This window comes from Paenibacillus sp. J31R30, assembly GCF_059692115.1.
Window position 1 is genome coordinate 1,066,636 of sequence record NZ_JCAUAV010000002.1, and the last position, 18,415, is coordinate 1,085,050.

10 protein-coding genes are annotated in these 18,415 nt (G+C 45.7%); 9 read left to right on the forward strand and 1 reads right to left on the reverse strand.

Annotated elements, in window-relative coordinates:
- Positions 1 to 61: 61 nt before the first annotated feature.
- Positions 62 to 1,690 carry a hypothetical protein gene (locus AC58QO_RS10555; RefSeq protein WP_497265248.1) on the reverse strand — a complete coding sequence of 543 codons (1,629 nt, stop codon included), beginning with the start codon at positions 1,688 to 1,690 and terminating at the stop codon, positions 62 to 64.
- A gap of 326 nt (positions 1,691 to 2,016) precedes the next feature.
- On the opposite strand from AC58QO_RS10555, the gene AC58QO_RS10560 reads away from it, so the two are divergent.
- The 9 genes from AC58QO_RS10560 to AC58QO_RS10600 all read left to right on the forward strand — a co-directional run bounded on the left by AC58QO_RS10560 (position 2,017) and on the right by AC58QO_RS10600 (position 18,145).
- Complete coding sequence (locus AC58QO_RS10560; protein WP_497265249.1) at positions 2,017 to 5,190, forward strand: polysaccharide lyase family 8 super-sandwich domain-containing protein; 3,174 nt, start codon at positions 2,017 to 2,019, stop codon at positions 5,188 to 5,190.
- 217 nt (positions 5,191 to 5,407) lie between these two features.
- Entirely contained in the window at positions 5,408 to 6,208 is an 801-nt protein-coding gene (locus AC58QO_RS10565) for a DUF421 domain-containing protein (protein ID WP_497265490.1), read from the forward strand.
- Positions 6,209 to 6,548: 340 nt separating this feature from the next.
- The gene (locus AC58QO_RS10570) at positions 6,549 to 7,409 is read left to right on the forward strand and encodes an ABC transporter permease (RefSeq protein ID WP_497265492.1); all 861 of its coding nucleotides are present in this window, start codon (positions 6,549 to 6,551) and stop codon (positions 7,407 to 7,409) included.
- Positions 7,403 to 8,266 carry a carbohydrate ABC transporter permease gene (locus AC58QO_RS10575; protein ID WP_497265250.1) on the forward strand — a complete coding sequence of 288 codons (864 nt, stop codon included), beginning with the start codon at positions 7,403 to 7,405 and terminating at the stop codon, positions 8,264 to 8,266. The genes AC58QO_RS10570 and AC58QO_RS10575 overlap by 7 nt, the downstream gene beginning before the upstream one ends.
- A 108-nt stretch (positions 8,267 to 8,374) precedes the next feature.
- The gene (locus tag AC58QO_RS10580; RefSeq protein WP_497265251.1) at positions 8,375 to 9,934 is read left to right on the forward strand and encodes an extracellular solute-binding protein; all 1,560 of its coding nucleotides are present in this window, start codon (positions 8,375 to 8,377) and stop codon (positions 9,932 to 9,934) included.
- Positions 9,935 to 10,055: 121 nt separating this feature from the next.
- Positions 10,056 to 11,888 (forward strand): FAD-dependent oxidoreductase, encoded by a 1,833-nt coding sequence (locus AC58QO_RS10585; protein WP_497265252.1) that lies wholly within the window; start codon positions 10,056 to 10,058, stop codon positions 11,886 to 11,888.
- Between the two features lie 172 nt (positions 11,889 to 12,060).
- Positions 12,061 to 14,529: a golvesin C-terminal-like domain-containing protein gene (locus tag AC58QO_RS10590; protein ID WP_497265253.1), complete on the forward strand. Its 2,469-nt coding sequence runs from the start codon at positions 12,061 to 12,063 to the stop codon at positions 14,527 to 14,529.
- Positions 14,530 to 14,769: 240 nt separating this feature from the next.
- The gene (locus AC58QO_RS10595; RefSeq protein WP_497265254.1) at positions 14,770 to 17,082 is read left to right on the forward strand and encodes an FAD-dependent oxidoreductase; all 2,313 of its coding nucleotides are present in this window, start codon (positions 14,770 to 14,772) and stop codon (positions 17,080 to 17,082) included.
- A gap of 73 nt (positions 17,083 to 17,155) precedes the next feature.
- Positions 17,156 to 18,145, forward strand: coding sequence for a LacI family DNA-binding transcriptional regulator (locus AC58QO_RS10600; protein WP_497265255.1), 990 nt, complete (start codon positions 17,156 to 17,158; stop codon positions 18,143 to 18,145).
- Positions 18,146 to 18,415: the final 270 nt, after the last annotated feature.

Genomic DNA, 18,415 nt, shown 5'->3' on the forward strand with positions numbered 1-18,415 from the left:
GCCGCTCGCTCCTTTACATTGGAGCTGGCGGCGTTATTTTTTTTGTAGTAGTTCGTATTCTCTAGCGAATTTGATTCAAATGCTCGATTACAATGCCTTCGATCGTTTCGTCCTTTAACAAAGGAATAGCGACACCTTCAAACGTATTGCCGATCAGAAAAACATGATGAGCATCTCTGGCATGTACGCCAATGTCAGAATTCTTCATGATATTATCCAGTATCCTAATATTCGTATTGAATCTTCCATTGAAGCCCGCTGATTTAATGCCGATGCAGCCTGCCGTTCCATGCCGAGGAAAGAAACCACAATTGTCAAATTTACAATCTTTGATCAGTATATCCGTGGCATGACCACCTTCGGAGTGTACGGGCAATTCTGCTCCTAACAGAATCCCAGGGTTCATCGTATTGGTGTACTTGCAGCCCAATATGACCAGATGATCGTAGCGGACAAGATGACCGGCACCAGCAATATTTGTGAATTCAGAATTTTTACATATGTAGCGGTCAGGCTCCCAACAGGAAGCGGTTCCTAGCATGCCTTCATGCACGATACTTGGCAGGGGCTGATTGAACCGTATAGCATAGTAATTTCCTTGATCTCGCTTGCCCTCGTGGCGCCAGTCCGCGATCGTTAACGAATAGATGTCCTCTTCCTCATTCAAATCTACCTTACTGCCGATCTCCAGCTTCGTCATCGTTTGATGGCAGAAAAACAGGGCTTCATGACTGCTTATTTGTTGTTTAAATATCAGCCAATTGCTGTGCATGTTCTGACCATCCATGCGAACGCCTTCAACGATCATTTGATTAATGTTGATTTCGCCGCTGCACTTGAACATTTTCCATGCATCACGAGGACCTGTGAATAAACGATTCCCGTCCGGCTTGAACACGACTCGATCTGCCGTAATATCTTTACAAGCTTCGGTTAGCATGCAGAAGCCGTTCGAATTTAACGTTCTTATATTGGACAAATGCAATTGGTCGCACCTAGCGTAATAGGTTTGGAAGTCTGTTCGGGCTCCCTGATGCCAAGATACATATTCGCCAACCTGCACCTTGGACGCGACATCTGCGCTGCGTAAGGACAAGTGACGTGGACCAATCAATTCCCAGAGCACGCCAGCCCCAGCCCCGTAGGTAACACTTTCACCAATAAGTGCTCCTGTTTGCGGGTTGAATCGGTTCATACAATAGCAGCCCATTCCATCGTGGCATGGATTGCCATCAAACACTTCGACCACAATCTGCGAGTCATCTTTCGAGCGGATCACCCCTGCTGATGCATAGGCTGGCTCACGGGTAAATGCGAGATTTTGGACAGAGAGCCTGACATTATCTTCGCACCATAGGATGGCTGGGAGGTAACCGTGAATGTGATTATCATTGTAACCAACCAACACGGTAGCCGGATTGTTCTGTTCATCTACTGCGCCTAGCAACGTTAATTTTCGTGTCCCTTGAATGGTAATATGGCATTCTTTACTCGACTCCTTAGAGCTATTGGCATCATGTTCGAAGCCGGCTGTAGGGAAGGAAATCGTACTTTGGAGTACATAGCGGCGTGGCTCAAAAATAACAAAGTCCGCATGCGTCTCAACGGCCATTTGGATCGCAGCACGAATACTGGCGGCGTCATCTTTTTCCTTGAAATCTTTGACATATACGAGTTGGAAAGTATTCATTGGGCATGCTCCTTTTTAGCAATTCGTAGTTCTAATGTAAGGTATTGAATTTCGAAAAAATATACATAAATATTGTGAATATGTTTGTTTTCTTGCGAATTTAATAAAAAAAAACTTCTCTGCGAGTCATTCGCAATAATTGAGACATTTTCGCAAGATCACTGTATATCCTAAAATGAAAGCGCTTGCTATACTGGTGTCGATTCATATTCAACCTATTGCTAACCGTTCAGGGAGGTGGCTTCATGTATGGCATGGGATGCCATTAGTAAGGCGAAATCTTAAATGAGAGTGCTTACCAATGTAGCGTGATAAGGAGGAATTTTATGTTGAACCCCAAATTGAAGTGGACTGGCATGATGGCTTCACTGACTCTTTTGTTATTTTTTACAATGAATTCATTTTTTGCGAATCCTGCTGCAGCTGCTGATGAATTTGATGCGATGAGGGAAAAGTGGAAAGTGACGCTAACGGGAGGTACCGCGTATAATCCGCTCGATTCAGACATTGCGACTCAAATTACAACGCTTACGGCTGAAGCCAATGCCAATTGGAGCACGATGGATAATACACCGGGTACCTACCTTTGGAGCGATCTGAACAGTGCTTCGAATACGAGCCAAATTACTGCGGGCTACAATCGGATCAAAACAATGGCAGTTGCCTATGCAACAACCGGCTCATCTCTACAGAACAATGCCACATTGCTCGCGGATATCGTGATCGCGTTGGATTGGATGTATACGAATCGCTACAATGAAACCAAAACCAACGTGTCGAATTGGTGGGATTGGGAAATCGGCGCTCCACTTGCACTGAATGATATTGTGGTGCTGCTGTATGATCAGTTGAGTGTGGCGCAAATTACCAACTATATGACAGCCATCGATCATTTTCAACCTACTGTCACCATGACTGGGGCGAATCGCGTATGGGAATGCACCGTTATTGGCGTTCGCGGGATTATTGTCAAAAGCGCAACGAAATTGGCCAGCGCTCGTGACGGGCTCAGTCAAGTATTTAATTACGTGACATCAGGGGACGGATTTTACAAAGATGGATCGTTCATTCAGCATGCGAAGCATCCGTATAACGGTGGGTATGGCATTGGGTTGATGAAGGATATAGCCGATCTGATCTATGTTCTTCACGGTTCTACCTGGGCGGTGACCGATGTGGACATTAAAAATGTGTACAGCTGGATCTATGATTCCTATGAACCCTTCATCTATAAGGGTGCAATGATGGATATGACAAGAGGAAGAAACGTATCTCGTTACTATGATCAGGACCATGATAGCGGTGGCTCAGTCATTGGCGCAATTATCCGCATTTCGCAGTTCGCCCCTACAGCAGATGCAGCGGCATTCCGGAGTATGGTGAAAGGCTGGATTGTAGCGGATACAGCGCGAGATTTCTTTGCTAATTCGCCTATTAATTTCATCGTATTAGGGAAAGAAATTGTTGCGAATGCCGCATCACGAGCGGAGTTGGTGAAGAGCTACCAGTTTTCCAGTATGGATCGTGCGGTTCATTTACGCCCTGGCTTTGGCTTTGGCATCAGTATGTATTCGAATCGAATTTACAATTATGAGTCTATTAACAATGAGAATTTGAAGGGCTGGTACCTTGGAGAAGGCATGACCTATCTATACAATAATGATCTTTCCCAATATACCGATTATTGGCCAACCGTGAATCCTTATCGTTTGCCAGGTACAACGGTGGATACGCTTACTAAATCCAATTCATCTGGGCATGATTCGGTAAGCACCCAAAATTGGGTAGGCGGTACTAGCATTCTGGATAGCTATGGAACTTCCGGGATGGAACTGGATGCGATTGGAAGTACGCTGACGGCCAAGAAAAGCTGGTTCATGTTTAATGACGAAATCGTGTCACTTGGAGCTGGTATTACAAGTACAGACAGCCGCACCATTGAAACCATTGTAGAGAACCGTAAGTTGAATATCAGCGGCAGCAATGCGCTTACGGTGGATGGCAGTGCAAAGTCTAATGCCTTAGGCTGGTCGGAGACGATGACGGGGGTTAACTGGGCGCATCTGGGAGGAAGTGTGTCTGGATCAGACATCGGCTATTACTTCCCTGCTGGTGCGACAGTTAAGGGATTACGCGAAGCAAGAACAGGCAAATGGAGCAATATCGATGGAAGAGCTGGAACACCAACAACGAATATGACTAGCAATTTCTTGACGATGTGGATTGATCATGGACTTAATCCAACGAATGGGACTTACGCTTATGTAACCCTCCCGAATAAAACAAGTACGCAAGTGAACAGTTATGCTAGTAATCCGAACATCTCGATCTTGGAGAATTCCTCCTCGGCACAAGCTGTTAAAGAAACGACGTTAAATGTGGTCGGAATGAATTTTTGGGCGGACGCTTTGAAGTGGATTCAGGTTGGCGCCACGAACTTCCTTTCCAGCGATAAGAAGGCTTCTGTCATGACAAGTGAAACAACAGATGGTATTGAAGTATCCGTATCCGACCCAACTCAGGCGAATACAGGCGTGATTAACATCGAGATAAATCGAAGTGCAACAAGTATGCTGCCTTCCGATCCCGAAGTTACCGTTACCCAGTTATCCCCGACAATCAAATTTTCGGTCAATGTCAATGCGGCCAAGGGGAAAACGAAGAAAGCGAAGTTTAGTTATACGGCACCGCCGCCGGGTGAAATCATCATCGATAACCCGTCTGCCGAATTCACTGGCACATGGTTGTCCTCGACAGGATTGCCGAATTATTTCGGTTCCGATTACGTGTACAATGGCTCGGGGACGGGCACGGATAAAGTTAGATGGAGACCCACAATTATAACGGAAGGCGATTATGACGTCTATTACCGGATCCCGGATGGCAACGCAGGTCGGGCTTCCAATGCGCCATTTACCGTCTTCTATAGCGGTGGGTCACAGTTGTATTCGGTGAACGAACAAACGTCACCTGGGGGAACATGGACACTACTAGGGACGCATCATTTTGTTGCGGGTACGAATGGATATGTGGAACTGACGGATAATGCAAATAGTACCTATGTGACTGCTGATGCGATTAAATTTGTGCTGACTGCACCGAATGAAATAATTATCGACAATACCTCCGCGGAATTGACCGGGACATGGTTATCTTCAACAGGTTTGCCGAACTATTACGGCTCCAATTATGTTTACAACAATACAGGGGTTGGCGCGGACAAAATCAGATGGAGACCAACGATCCCAGTCACGGATAATTATCAGGTGTATTACCGGATCCCGGATGGCAACGTAGCAAGGGCAACGAACGCACCATTCACGGTTTACTATGATGGCGGTTCACAGTTGTACACTGTTAATGAGCAAACCGTACCTGGTGGATCATGGATTTTACTGGGGACGCATCATTTTCTTGCAGGAACTACAGGCTATGTCGAGTTAACGGACAATGCGAATGGCACCTATGTGAACGCGGATGCGATTAAGTTTGTGAGGTAGTTGTAGTAAAATGCTTATCCCCACTGTGCCAGAAAGGGCAGGGGGGATTTTTTTGATCATTTTTTTGGAAAAAACAACTAATAATTGCATAAATTTCATATGAACTACAAACAATTGAATACAATTGGAAATTCATTTAATAAAGAGGAGGAGCCATGTGTTAAATTGGGTTGAAATTGTACTACGGACATTACTAGCTGTTGTCGTTCTGTTCTTCATGACAAAGCTATTGGGCAAAAGGCAAATTTCGCAACTTTCCTTTTTTGAATACATAACGGGTATTACCATCGGTAGTCTTGCTGCATATATCTCATTGGATTTGGATGCGAATTGGTATCTAGGATTGGTTTCCTTAGGAGTCTGGATCGCATGCTCCTTAGGGATTGAATTTTTGCAGTTGAAGAGTAAAAAGATGCGGGATTTCATTGACAGTAAAGGCACGGTATTGATTAGAGAAGGTAAAGTGTTGGAAGATAATTTAAAGAAAGAACGTCTTACCACAGATGAACTTATGGAGCAATTACGCAAAAAATCCGCCTTTAGAGTGGCCGATGTTGAATTTGCGATCATGGAACCAAGCGGAGAGATTAATGTGTTGCTAACGCGAGCCAACCAACCTCTGACTCCCAATCACTTAGGGATTAAGGTTGCGCCCGAGAAGGAGCCTCAAGCCGTGATCATGGACGGTGAAATCATGGATGAAGCATTAGCTACAGCCGGTATGAGTCGGGCATGGTTGCAAACAGAGTTGGACAAATTGGGTGTAACGATTGAAAATGTATTTCTTGGTCAAGTGGATTCATACGGCCAATTGTTTGTAGATTTGTTTGACGACAAGATCACAGTACCTGTGCCACAGGAAAAAGCAACGCTGTTTGCAACGTTAAAACAATGCGAAGGCGATTTAATGTTGTATGGACTGTCCACGAATAATAAAAAGGCGAAAGAGATGTACGAGATTTGCTCGAAACAAATGGAGGAAATCATTGCCCAATTGAAACCTATACTTAAGCATTGATTTATCTGACAATGCCTACAGCCATTCAGCGCGCACCGAGATATCATGGGTGTGCGCTGTTTTATTTTGACTGATAATCGACGTCGATATGCAGAAAAAACAAAATAAAGCGTTTGCAATAATTCGTACATTTTTGCAGGATCACTGTATATTTTCCTGAGAAAGCGCTTGCTATACTGATATCAACCCGTTAAGAAGCGAAATGATTAGATGAAGAAGAGGTGGTCTCATGGAAAAGCAGATAACGGTTCAGCGGGTGCCTGAGGTCGGGAGCAAGGCGAAAGAATCGAAGCTAAAGTCAAAACTAATACAGGTTTGGGGTTTTCGCGCATTTTATCTCATGCTCTTACCGGGCGTGATTTACTACATTCTATTCCGCTATGTTCCTATGTACGGTATTATCATTGCATTCAAAGATTTCCAAATGCTCGATGGTATCGTAGGCAGTAATTGGGCTAACCCATGGTACAAGCACTTCAAGATTTTTTTCGACTCTCCTTATTTCGGACAGCTCATGGTTAACACCATTCTGATTAGTGTTTATAAGCTGGTATTCGGAATTGCGCCGCCAATTATCATGGCATTGCTCCTCAATGAATGCAGGCTGCGCTGGTTCAAAACGATTGTACAAACCATGACATATATGCCGCATTTCTTATCTTGGGTTATTATCTACGGTATACTTACCGCCATGTTGTCTCAGAACTCAGGCATAGTGAATCGTTGGATTGAAGATGCCGGCGGACAATCTATTGGATTTATGACATCGATCGATTATTTCCGGGCGATCTTGGTTACTTCGGAAGTATGGAAGGATCTAGGCTGGGGAGCGATCATTTACTTAGCTGCGATGACGGCAATCGACCCTACATTGTATGAGGCTGTAAGAGTCGATGGTGGAAGCAGGCTGCGAATGATGTGGCATATTACACTGCCTGGCATTCGAAACGTCATCGTGCTCTTATTCATACTGAAGCTTGGGCATATTATGGATGCTGGTTTCGATCAAATTTATATTCTATATAACATTCAAGTCTATCAAGTAGCTGATATCTTAGATACTTGGGTATTCCGAACAGGACTTCAACAGCTTAACTTCAGTTTGGCTGCGGCCGTCGGCTTGTTTAAATCCTTGATTGGCTTGGTTCTGGTACTGGGCTCGAATCATCTATCGAAGAAGTGGGGTGAGGGTGTATGGTAAGAGGATGGGAAGATCGAATCGTTAATACCATCGTCGTTTTCATTCTTGCGCTTACGGCTTTAGCGGCTATATTACCGCTCATGTATGTGGTATCCGTTTCCATCACCCCCTTCTCGGAGGTTCTGAAACACGGCGGATTTATATTATTTCCCAAAACGATCACATTCAAAGCTTATACTGAGCTATTTACGACAACGAACATCCCGAGCGCCTTTTGGGTTACGATCTTCATCACTGTCGTAGGAACTCTGGTAAACTTGATTTTGACAACGCTAATGGCTTATCCGCTTAGTAGACGCATTCTCCCTGGGAGATCATTTTTCTTACTAATGATTGTGTTCACGATGCTGTTCAGCGGTGGACTTATTCCAACTTACTTAATTGTGAAAAATTTAGGACTGCTCAATTCCGTCTGGTCCATGATATTGCCTAACGCCATTTGGAGCTTTAATGTGCTCATTATGAAAAGCTTCTTTGAGAACATACCTGAAGAATTGTTTGAATCCGCCAGAATGGACGGAGCCAAGGAATTTCGAATTTTATGGCAAATTGTACTGCCACTCGCGCTGCCGTCTATGCTCACTGTTGGGCTGTTCTATATGGTAGGACACTGGAACGAGTTCTTCCAAGCGATTATGTACGTGACGGACCGCAGTTTATTCCCATTACAAGTCGTTATTCGCGAAGTTCTTTTGATGACTCAGATGCCACTGGTAGAAAATCCTGAGAACGTTCAGCCTACTGAAACCTTGCAAATGGCGGCTGTTGTCACCGCGAGTTTACCAATCATTCTCGTCTATCCGTTTATCCAAAAACATTTCACTAAAGGAATGCTTCTGGGCTCAGTCAAAGGTTGATTCCGTTTGGCCGAAGGAATCGGGACTGCAGCCTGAAGACTTCGGTCACGGTACAATATATCCATCACATTTATTAAATAATAATAATAGAAGAAAGAAGGGGTTTCTATGAAAAAGAAATTATACGTACCTATGCTTGCTATGACGTTAACAAGTGCCATGTTAATTGCTGGTTGTGGTGGCGCTAAACCTGCGTCGGAGAGTCCTTCTGTTAAACCAGCAGAAAGCAGCAAAGCAGTAGAAAGCAAGCCAGCTGCAAACGCTAAGCCGATTAAGCTTGACATCATTGAAACAGGAAGCGGGCTTCCTTCCCCTGATCAAGATATCATTAAGCAGGAACTGGATAAAGCGTTGAATACGGAAATCAACCTGACGGTTTATGCTTCTAACGACGATTACAAAAATCAGCTTAACGTGCGTATGGCTTCAGCGAATTTCCCTGATTTATTTGCTGTAGATCGTATACAGTTAAAGCAATTATCAGACCAGGGACTTCTTCTTGATCTTACGCCTTATTTAGATAAGCTAAAAGCTGCGAAAGATTTTATCGGTGAATCAGCCTTGAAGCAGGGTGTGTTGAACGGTAAAACTTTTGCGCTTGCCAAAGCGCCGACGGCTTCCAAAACATCGTACTGGATTCGTAAGGACTGGCTTGATAAGCTAAACCTCAAGGTTCCTACAACACCAGAGGAACTGCTCGAAGTTGCGAAAGCGTTTTCGGAGAAAGATCCTGACGGTAATGGTAAGAAAGATACGTTCGGTATCACAGGCGCGAAACTTAATGCTTTTAATACAGTCTTCGGCGCTTATGGCGTAGGTCTTATGGACGGAACTCAAATTCCAGCAATCTCCGTGAAAGATAATAAAGTAGTGAACTCTTTATATGATCCGGGTATGAAAGAGGCCCTAACTACGATTAAAAACTTGATCGCTTCAGGCGGTGTGGATCCTGAGCTCATGGCTAACGCGGGAACGCAGGCTACGCAAAAGGCGATCAAAGGGCAAGCGGGTATCCTTTACTCTGATTGGGCGACGATGACTGGTGCTCAAACTGTTGAACAGATCAAAGCGGTTAACCCGAATGCCAATTGGATTCAGATCGATGCGTTGCAAGGTCCAAGCGGTAAATTCACAGCGTCATGGGATATTGGGAATCCAGCGGGATTGTATGCGCTTCCGAAATCACTTGAGAAAACGCCAGAGAAGTTGCAGAAGGTACTCGATTTACTGAATTATGTTTCTTCGAAGGACGGCTCTAACTTAGTGCAATACGGCGTTAAAGGAAAGCATTATAATCAAGAAGGAGACAAAGTAATTCCTACGGATTTAATGGCCAAAGAGGGTGGCTTCTTCTGGCTGTACCAGTTCACAGGTCGTCCAGAAATGCAATATCTCACGGTGAAATTCGCACCACAAATTAAATTTATTGAATTCGCTAGCAAACAGCCTCGCCTTCAAGCGGTGAACGGATTCATCGACTTCCCGAATGGTTATAATGCAGCAGATGCCAATCGGTATGTTGAAGAGGAGTTCTCCAAATTTATCTACGGCAAAAGACCACTCACGGAATATGACAGCTTCTTGAAAACACTAGAAGGTTCAATGAATTATAAAGCTTTCTTAGAAGCTTCTGAGAAGAAAATTAAAGAACTCGGTTACGTGAAGTAAGCGCGAATGGGATGAAGGGGCTTGGTGCTTCATCCCTTCTTCGATTGCTTATGGAAGTAGCGATACACAGCTAATAAAAGGCCGCTTGAGCAAGATTCAGAGAAAGAGGGGTAGATCATACATGATGAGTGGAGAAAGTAAGAGTCAAGTCGTACATACCGACATTTTGGTTGCTGGAGGCGGGATTTCAGGTGTAGTAGCTGCACTGGCGGCTGCACGCAACGGTGCCAAAGTTATACTGTGTCAGGACCGGTCCGTACTGGGTGGGAACGCCTCATCAGAGATTCGAATGCATATCGTCGGGGCAGCTCACTCCAAGCGAGGGACAGCGTTAGAGACGGAGGCAAGGGAAGGCGGTATTCTTGAAGAAATACTGCTTGAATGCGCTGTTCGTAATCCACAGCGAAGCGCATCCATGCTCGATCTCCTTTTATATGAAAAGTGTAGAGCTGAATCGAATTTAACCCTGATGCTGAATACCTCCGTTATCGGCGTAAGCATGGACGGTAATCGAATTCTGTCAGCCATAGCAACAAGGGAAAGTACGGAGCATACCTTCGAAATATTCGCGGATATCTTCATGGATTGTACGGGAGATGGTCGACTCGGGAAAGAGGCTGGCGCGGTGTTCACGACAGGCAGGGAGTCGTCACAGCAATTTGGCGAGTCATTTGCAGGCATGGAATCAGATCCGTATCGACTTGGTTCATCACTACTGTTTACGGCCAGAAATATGGGAAAACCGATGAAGTTTATAGCGCCTAAATGGGCGAAAAGCTATTCAGAAGACGATTTGAAATACCGCGATCATTCTTCGTGGGAATACGGTTATTGGTGGGTGGAGTTTGGCGGCTTATTGGATACGATCTCCGATAACGAGATGATCCGTGATGAGTTACTCGCTATCATGATGGGTGTCTGGGATCACATCAAAAATAGCGGGAACCATCCGGAGTCTGAGAACTGGGCGCTAGATTGGTTCGGCTTCGTTCCTGGTAAGCGGGAATCGCGTCGATTTATCGGCAAGCACATGTTAACACAAGGTGATTTGGAAAATGCCGTCCATTTCGAAGATGTCATCGCCTATGGAGGCTGGCCGATGGATACACATCCGCCACAGGGAATAGAGGCCAAAGAAATAGACCCCTGCCATCAACCGCATACAAATCATGTATATGGCATTCCAATAAGAGCATTGATTAGCGACAATGTTGCAAATCTGATGTTTGCTGGACGCAATATATCAGCTACACATATCGCCTTCTCAAGCACCAGGGTTATGGCAACCTGTGGTGTGATGGGGCAAGGTGCTGGTACTTTTGCGGCACTAGCGGTGAAAGAAGGTCTTCCGCTTGATTTGGCCTATCAGAACCAAGAATTGATTCAGAAAACGCAGCAGCAGCTTATTAAACAAGATGCGTTCCTGCCTGGTATTCCAACAACTGACAATTTGGCAAGTCAAGCTGTTGTTCGAGCTTCATCCGAGCAGCCAGAGGGGCAAGCTTCGAATACGATAGATGGATACACTCGTTCCATGCATGGAACCAATGGTGTCAGATTGGATCTGGTCATTCCTGGGACACACAGATGGATGTCACTTCCAGAAGACCAAGAACCTTGGATTGAGCTTGAATGGGATTCTCCCGTCTCGATCAACGAAATTACGATCGTACTCGATACGGGTATGCATCGGAGATTGACGCTGACACATGAGGGGAATTTGCAAAAGAAGTTCGAATGGGGACCGCAACCAGAAACATTAAAGGATTTCCGTCTGACTGCTTATTTTGCGAATCCGCTCGAGGACAGTCGTCAAGTAATGAACATTCAGGATAACTACCAGAGGCAGGTTACAAGCCATGTTCAATTGGAACAAGTTCGTAAGCTCCGTCTGGAGGTACTAAGTACGAATGGGTTGGACCATGCCAGAATTTTTGAAATCAGATGTCATTGAAGGCAGCTTGAATGAATAGGCCTTGCGACTTGTGTTAGACAGGAGAAGGAAGCGTCTCCTGTCTAGATTCAAAATGAAAGCGCTATCTTCAAAAGAGGTGGGAATTTAAATATAGATATGTACGCGTGCATATTAATGGATCCAAATCATCAATCTCAAAGGAGCTATGTGAATGAAGAAGTTACTCATGTATTTATTTGTTATTTGCTTTGCCTTTGCTGGAGTTCAGATCGCTATCCCCGAGACGGCATCTGCAGCGACGATCGTTACCTATCCGCTTCCTTCCGTTTATCAGACAAGCAGTGTGTTCAGCGTCATGGCAGATTCGACTTCCATTCCTGTAGCAGCGAATAAAAGTTACGGAACTAATATTGTTTCGCATTCTGCCCATTTTTCTGTATCTGGTTCATCAACCATTACAGTAACAGCTCCTGCGAACATTACTTCTTACAGCATCAGTCCGGAAAGCTACAACATTGCGGGGACGGTTAACGGGAATACGTTGACCTTCACGTTGCCCGCACCCAAATATTTGATTATTCAGATCAATAACTACGCGAAGCTGCTAATTATGGCAGACCCGTTAGAAGTGGGAGTGCCGCCTTCATCTGGCACCGGGATTTACAATGTGACGGCTGCACCATATTCTGCAGACAACTCAGGAACGAATGTTACGACCTCCGCGGTCCAACAAGCGATTAATGCTGCCAATTCAGCTGGCGGTGGGACGGTTTATGTTCCAGCAGGCGTGTACAAGGTTGCAACATTGGATTTGAAAAGCAATGTGACCTTGTATTTGGCTGGTGGTGCTGTATTGAGAGGAACAGCCAATGCTGCGGATTATACGCAATATTCCACCAGAACATCCCCGCAAATGCCGGTCTATCTTCAGATGCATATCGGAGACAACGTAACGAATGCCAAGATTAAAGGCCGGGGTATCATCGATGCGAATGGCATCAAGCTGGGCGGTGATAAGAGCAGTGCCGATGCTTTTACCAGTATGATTCATGCCTTGTTAATTACGAACTCCTCCAACGTTACGATTGAGGGGATCACCTTAATGAATTCTACGTATTGGACTTTTATCGGCGCATACACGGATGGCATTGATATCGACAATCTGAAGATTGTGAACCCTCCTGTCTATGATCACAACGATGGTATTGATATCGCTGGCTCGCAGAACGTGACTGTTGATCATACTTTCGTCTTCACGGGAGATGACGCGCTGTGCGTTAAGGCTTCTGGTCCAATTGGCCTGATGACACCATGGGGTAGCTCGGAGAGTATGTATAACGTGCGTTACAATGATTCCGTTGTGTACACTCGCACAGCTGGAGTGAAGGCGGGAATCCAGGCACTAGCCCCGATGTCTGACATTTGGTTCGAGAATGTGGATGTCGTCAAGGGAAGCCGTGGAATATCGATTATGCACGATCAAGGTGCATCGGTGATCGAAGATATTCATTTTATCGATATTCGTACGGAAGAACTGGCCTACAAGTCCTATGATCCCTATCCGATCGAGCTGAAAATTGCTACTGGCACTTATGGAGTGGGTCCGATCAAAAATATTGAAATAACGCGAGCCAAATTCAAAACCGCAGGTGTGGATCAGTCCAAGATCCTTGGCTACAATACAGCCACTAAAGTGGAGAACGTCACCTTTACCGATCTGGAAATTGCAGGTACGACGATTACCAGTGCGGCGCAAGGCAACTTCGACATCAATCCATCCACAAGCGGCATTATCTTTACAACATCTGGTACAACATCACCGCCAACTGGTGATATCATCATCGATAACACCTCCGCAGAATTTACTGGCACATGGACAACCTCCACAGGATTACCGAATTATTATGGGTCCAATTATGTTTATAATAGTTCAGGGACGGGTGCCGATAAAGTCAGATGGAGACCTACGATTCCGACAACCGGTGATTACGAGGTGTTTTACCGATTACCGGATGGAAATACATCTCGAGCCTCCAATGCCCCATTCACGGTGTACTTTAATGGTGGTTCACAGGCATATTTGGTAAATGAACAAACGGCACCAGGGGGAGCGTGGCTTTCGTTAGGCACGCATAATTTCCTTGCAGGAACCAATGGCTATGTTGAATTAACGGATAATGCTAATGGAACCTATGTGAACGCTGACGCAATCAAGTTTAGTCCATTTAGTCCATCTGGCCCAGTAAATCTTGCGCCATCCGCAACGTTGTCTGTAGATTCGACTAATGGTGCCTATACCATGGACAAAGCTGTTGACGGAATCAAGAATGTTCAAAGCAGCAGATGGTTATCCACGAATACGGCGGAACCACACTGGTTCCAATTGGATTGGGCGTCTAGTAAGACGATCAACAATATAAAGGTGTGGAGCGGCTCTACAAGTGGGGCAAGCTGGCAAATATATGATTTTAAAATGCAGTATTGGAACGGGAGCACTTGGGTAGACATTAGTGGAGCGAGTGTTACAGGCAATACACAAGATGGATTTATCGGTCAGTATAATGATCTCAATTTCACTGCGGTGACAACGAATAAAATCCGGATGTACATCACCGATGCAACCTCTGTTGTAGGCAATACGGATTCTCGGTTGTTTGAGATTGAAGTATGGGGAAACTGAGTTAAAATATCAGACGGGCTGCATAGCATTTCAGGTTATGCAGCCGTTCTTCGATGTCTATCAGTCTGGGGACTCAACCGTAAACGCATAAAATTATTCTTGAACAGACGAATCAGCTATGTTAATATTTACTCGAGTAAATTAATCTTTAGAAAAGCACAATAACCAAACAACAATGTTGCTTGGTTTACGATTACCGCCAAAATTTACTCGAGTAAAATTCAAGGGAGGATCTTATACATGAAACAAAAGAGTGAGTTTTATGACGTAGTCGTATGCGGAGGTGGCTTAGCTGGATTCTGTGCAGCGGTAGCAGCTGCAAGACATGGCGCCAAAGCCTGCATTGTACAAGATCGACCTGTCTTCGGAGGCAATAGCTCATCCGAAATTCGAGTAACGCCACACGGGGCGGCGGCATTCCACTCTTATGCGAGGGAAACGGGCATTCTCTCCGAGCTTTTGATTGAAGAACGTGCACGCAATCATGAAGACATATTGGAGAATGGATGGACAAACAGTGTATGGGACATGGTCATGTATGACATGGCTATGAATACGCCTAATCTTACTTTTTACTTAAATACTTCGATCCAGCAAGTGGTTATGGATGCCAACAAGCATATTCAATCGGTCATCGGACGTATCTCGAATGGCGAAACGGAAATAACGATTTCCGGGAGCGTGTTCATTGATTGTACAGGAGACGGGATCGTGGCCGATTTGGCTGGCTGCGAATGGAGAATGGGGTCTGAAGGCCGCGATGAGTTTAACGAGCCCCATGCCCCGCTTCAGGCTAGCCAAGAAACGATGGGCAACTCCATCCATTTCAAGGCCAAGGATATGGGACGTCCTGTACCGTTTAAAGCCCCTGACTGGGCGGTTAAATATGAAGATGCGAGCTTCTTCTATAAGCAGGGCAGAACGCCGTACGATGTCCGAGGCGGGTATTGGTGGCTAGAAATCGGGATCCCGTGGCATACCATTTACGATACGGAAAATATCCGGCATGAATTGACCCGACATACCCTAGGCGTATGGGACTGGATCAAGAACAAGGATCCGGAGACGATGGAGCTTGCAGCCAATTATGCTATCGATTGGATCGGCCAGGTACCTGGCAAACGCGAAAGCCGCCGGATTATCGGAGACTACTTTATGACCGAGCATGATATCATGAACCGGAAAGTTTTCGAAGACGAGATTGCGTTCGGAGGCTGGTTCATCGATTTACACACACCCGGCGGATTGTTGGCGCCTACCAGTGAACCGAATTCAGCAGCGGGTTATCAGGGTGATTACAATGTGAAAAGCTACTGTGGACCCTACGGCGTACCGCTTGGCATTTGTATAGCGAAAGATGTAGACAATCTGATGATGGCTGGACGCAATGTGAGTGTCACGCATGCAGCTTTGGGCACCGTTCGTGTCATGGGCACAACGGCGCTAATGGGGCAGGCTGTCGGAACAGCAGCAGCTCTTGCGGTTAGCAAGAACGTCCCAATCAGAACCGTTTCCAATGCGCATATTCGTGAGCTGCAACAAACGTTGATCAAGGATGGATGTTTCCTTCCGAATAACAAGAATGAAGATGCGCAAGATCTCGCACGTTCGGCGCGGTTGTCTGCCAGCAGCGAAGCCTTCGTCCATGGCGTCGGACCGGAGAGTCGCGATGCGGAAACACCTTTACTGAAACGCTGGTGGGATACTTCACCGAAGAAGCTGGTGTTGAATGCGGTGAAAAAGCCTGAGGTCCAGCTGTTAACGAAACTCGGACAATGGATCGCAATGGGGACTTCGGAGCTGAGCAAGGTAGCCGTATGCTTGACCAACACGTCCGATCAGGTTCAAATCGTGAGTGCCTCGCTGGTTCCGGTAAACGATATTTGGGATTACCGCGTTAATACAGGTACAGTTCTCGCCTCGATGGAATTGTCAGTTGCTCCTGGCGAAGCGCAATGGATAGAGTGGGAGGTAAGGTTGAGCGATCTGAGACCCAACTCGTATATTCGTCTCGATCTATCCAGCAATGAGCATGTGATCTGGCATCGTGCCGGCGGAATTGAGCCTGGCCAAACTTCCGCTTGGGATATGGGCAACGGACAAATGCGCGGTGTGAAATTTGCACTCAGCTACCGGATTGAGCCCGCGCAGCCAAGCTACGGCGCTGTGAATGCAATCAGCGGTGTTACACGACCTCATCAGTCCACGAATTTATGGAAGTCCGACCCGCAGCAGCCATTATCCCAATGGCTTCAGCTGGAGTGGGAACAGGCAGTGACGATTCGTGAAGTTCATCTCGCATTCCCAGGGCAGTTGCTGACGGAATACCATTATTACCCGCCATTTTATAAAGACCCGCAGTGTCCTAAGGTTTACAGCATCCAGGCATGGCTAGAAGATCGTTGGGAGGAGCTTGTGCGTGTGAAGGACAATTATCAGCGTCATATGAAGCATAGCTTGTCCGAAGCAGTGAGAACCACCCAATTAAGAATCGTTGTTCATGCAACGAACGGCGACCCCTCTGCCGCAATCTATGAAGTTCGCTGCTATTAATGAGTTGCATTTGAGTGTGATAATGCTATACACTTTGTTTACTCGAGTAAAGATTGATAAAGGAGTATAGTTCATGGTCACTCGCAACGATGTAGCGCGACATGCCGGAGTCTCGGTGGCAGTGGTTTCCTATGTAATGAATAATAAAAGCATCGTGAAGGAAGAGACACGCCGCAAGGTGCTTAGGGCTATGGAAGAGCTGAATTACCAGCCGAATCTTACGGCCCGCAGCTTGAAGACCAAGAGGAGCGGACAGCTTGGGGTACTGACCAATTTCATTGGCAATCCGTTTGAAGCGGGTATACTCCTTCATTTGGAGGAAGCGGCGAGAAAACATGGTTATTTGATCAATTACCATACCTATAGAACGGAGCATGCAGAAGAGCTTACGGCTCAATTGTCGGGAAGAGTAGACGGTATCATTCTTCTCGGTCAAAGCTTGCCAGATGAGTTCCTCCATACTTTTCATAAAAGAAACATTCCTTTGGTTTCAATTATGAAACCGGTCAGGATGGAGGTCCCGCTGACCTATGTTGACGTGGACTGGCATGCGGCTTATGCTGAGGTATTTCGGCTTTTGAAGCAGGAAGGACACAGCGAGATCGCGTTAATGTCCCACGGCAACAGCTTGAATCCGCTGCAAGAGCGCATGACAGCGGCTATTCATATCCTGCAAACGCACGAGGCGTTTCGCCATATGAAGTATCAAGTGCTCGAAGGTCGAGGGCGATATGAAATTGCTTATTCGTCCATCATGCAGCTGAATGAACCCAATTTCACTGCAATTATTTGCGGAAATGATTTGATGGCTGTCGGCACCGTTGCCGCTTGCCGTGAGAAAGGCTGGCCAGTGCCTGGCAAGTTATCGGTCATCGGATCTGAAAACATACTCATGGTTGGAGAGACGAACCCACCGATTGCTGCATTAGAATACCCAAGAGTACAGGCAGCCAATCTGGCAATGGAAAAGCTGGTTCAGCTGATTGGCGGCCATAATGCCGAGGTAGAATCAGCCCTCTTGCAGGCAGACTTCATTGTTAGGCCAAGCTTTATATTGAAATGATTGTGAGAATTGAAAAAATAAGGGGTAAGCGAAGCTTACCCCTTATTTGTATTCGGTTCACAGGTGGCAAAAATGCAAAAGAGCATCCTTTTTAATAGAAGTCACTTCTACGTTTTAAATACATGCAAAAAGGCATCTTTTGGGGTCGAAATGGTCTAATCAGAGATGAACATACAGAAATTGATGCCTTTTTGCATCAATTTTAGCTGAAATCGTGAATTTGATAGAGAATAGTTGCACTTTTGCATTTCTCAGCAGATAGAGAGTATG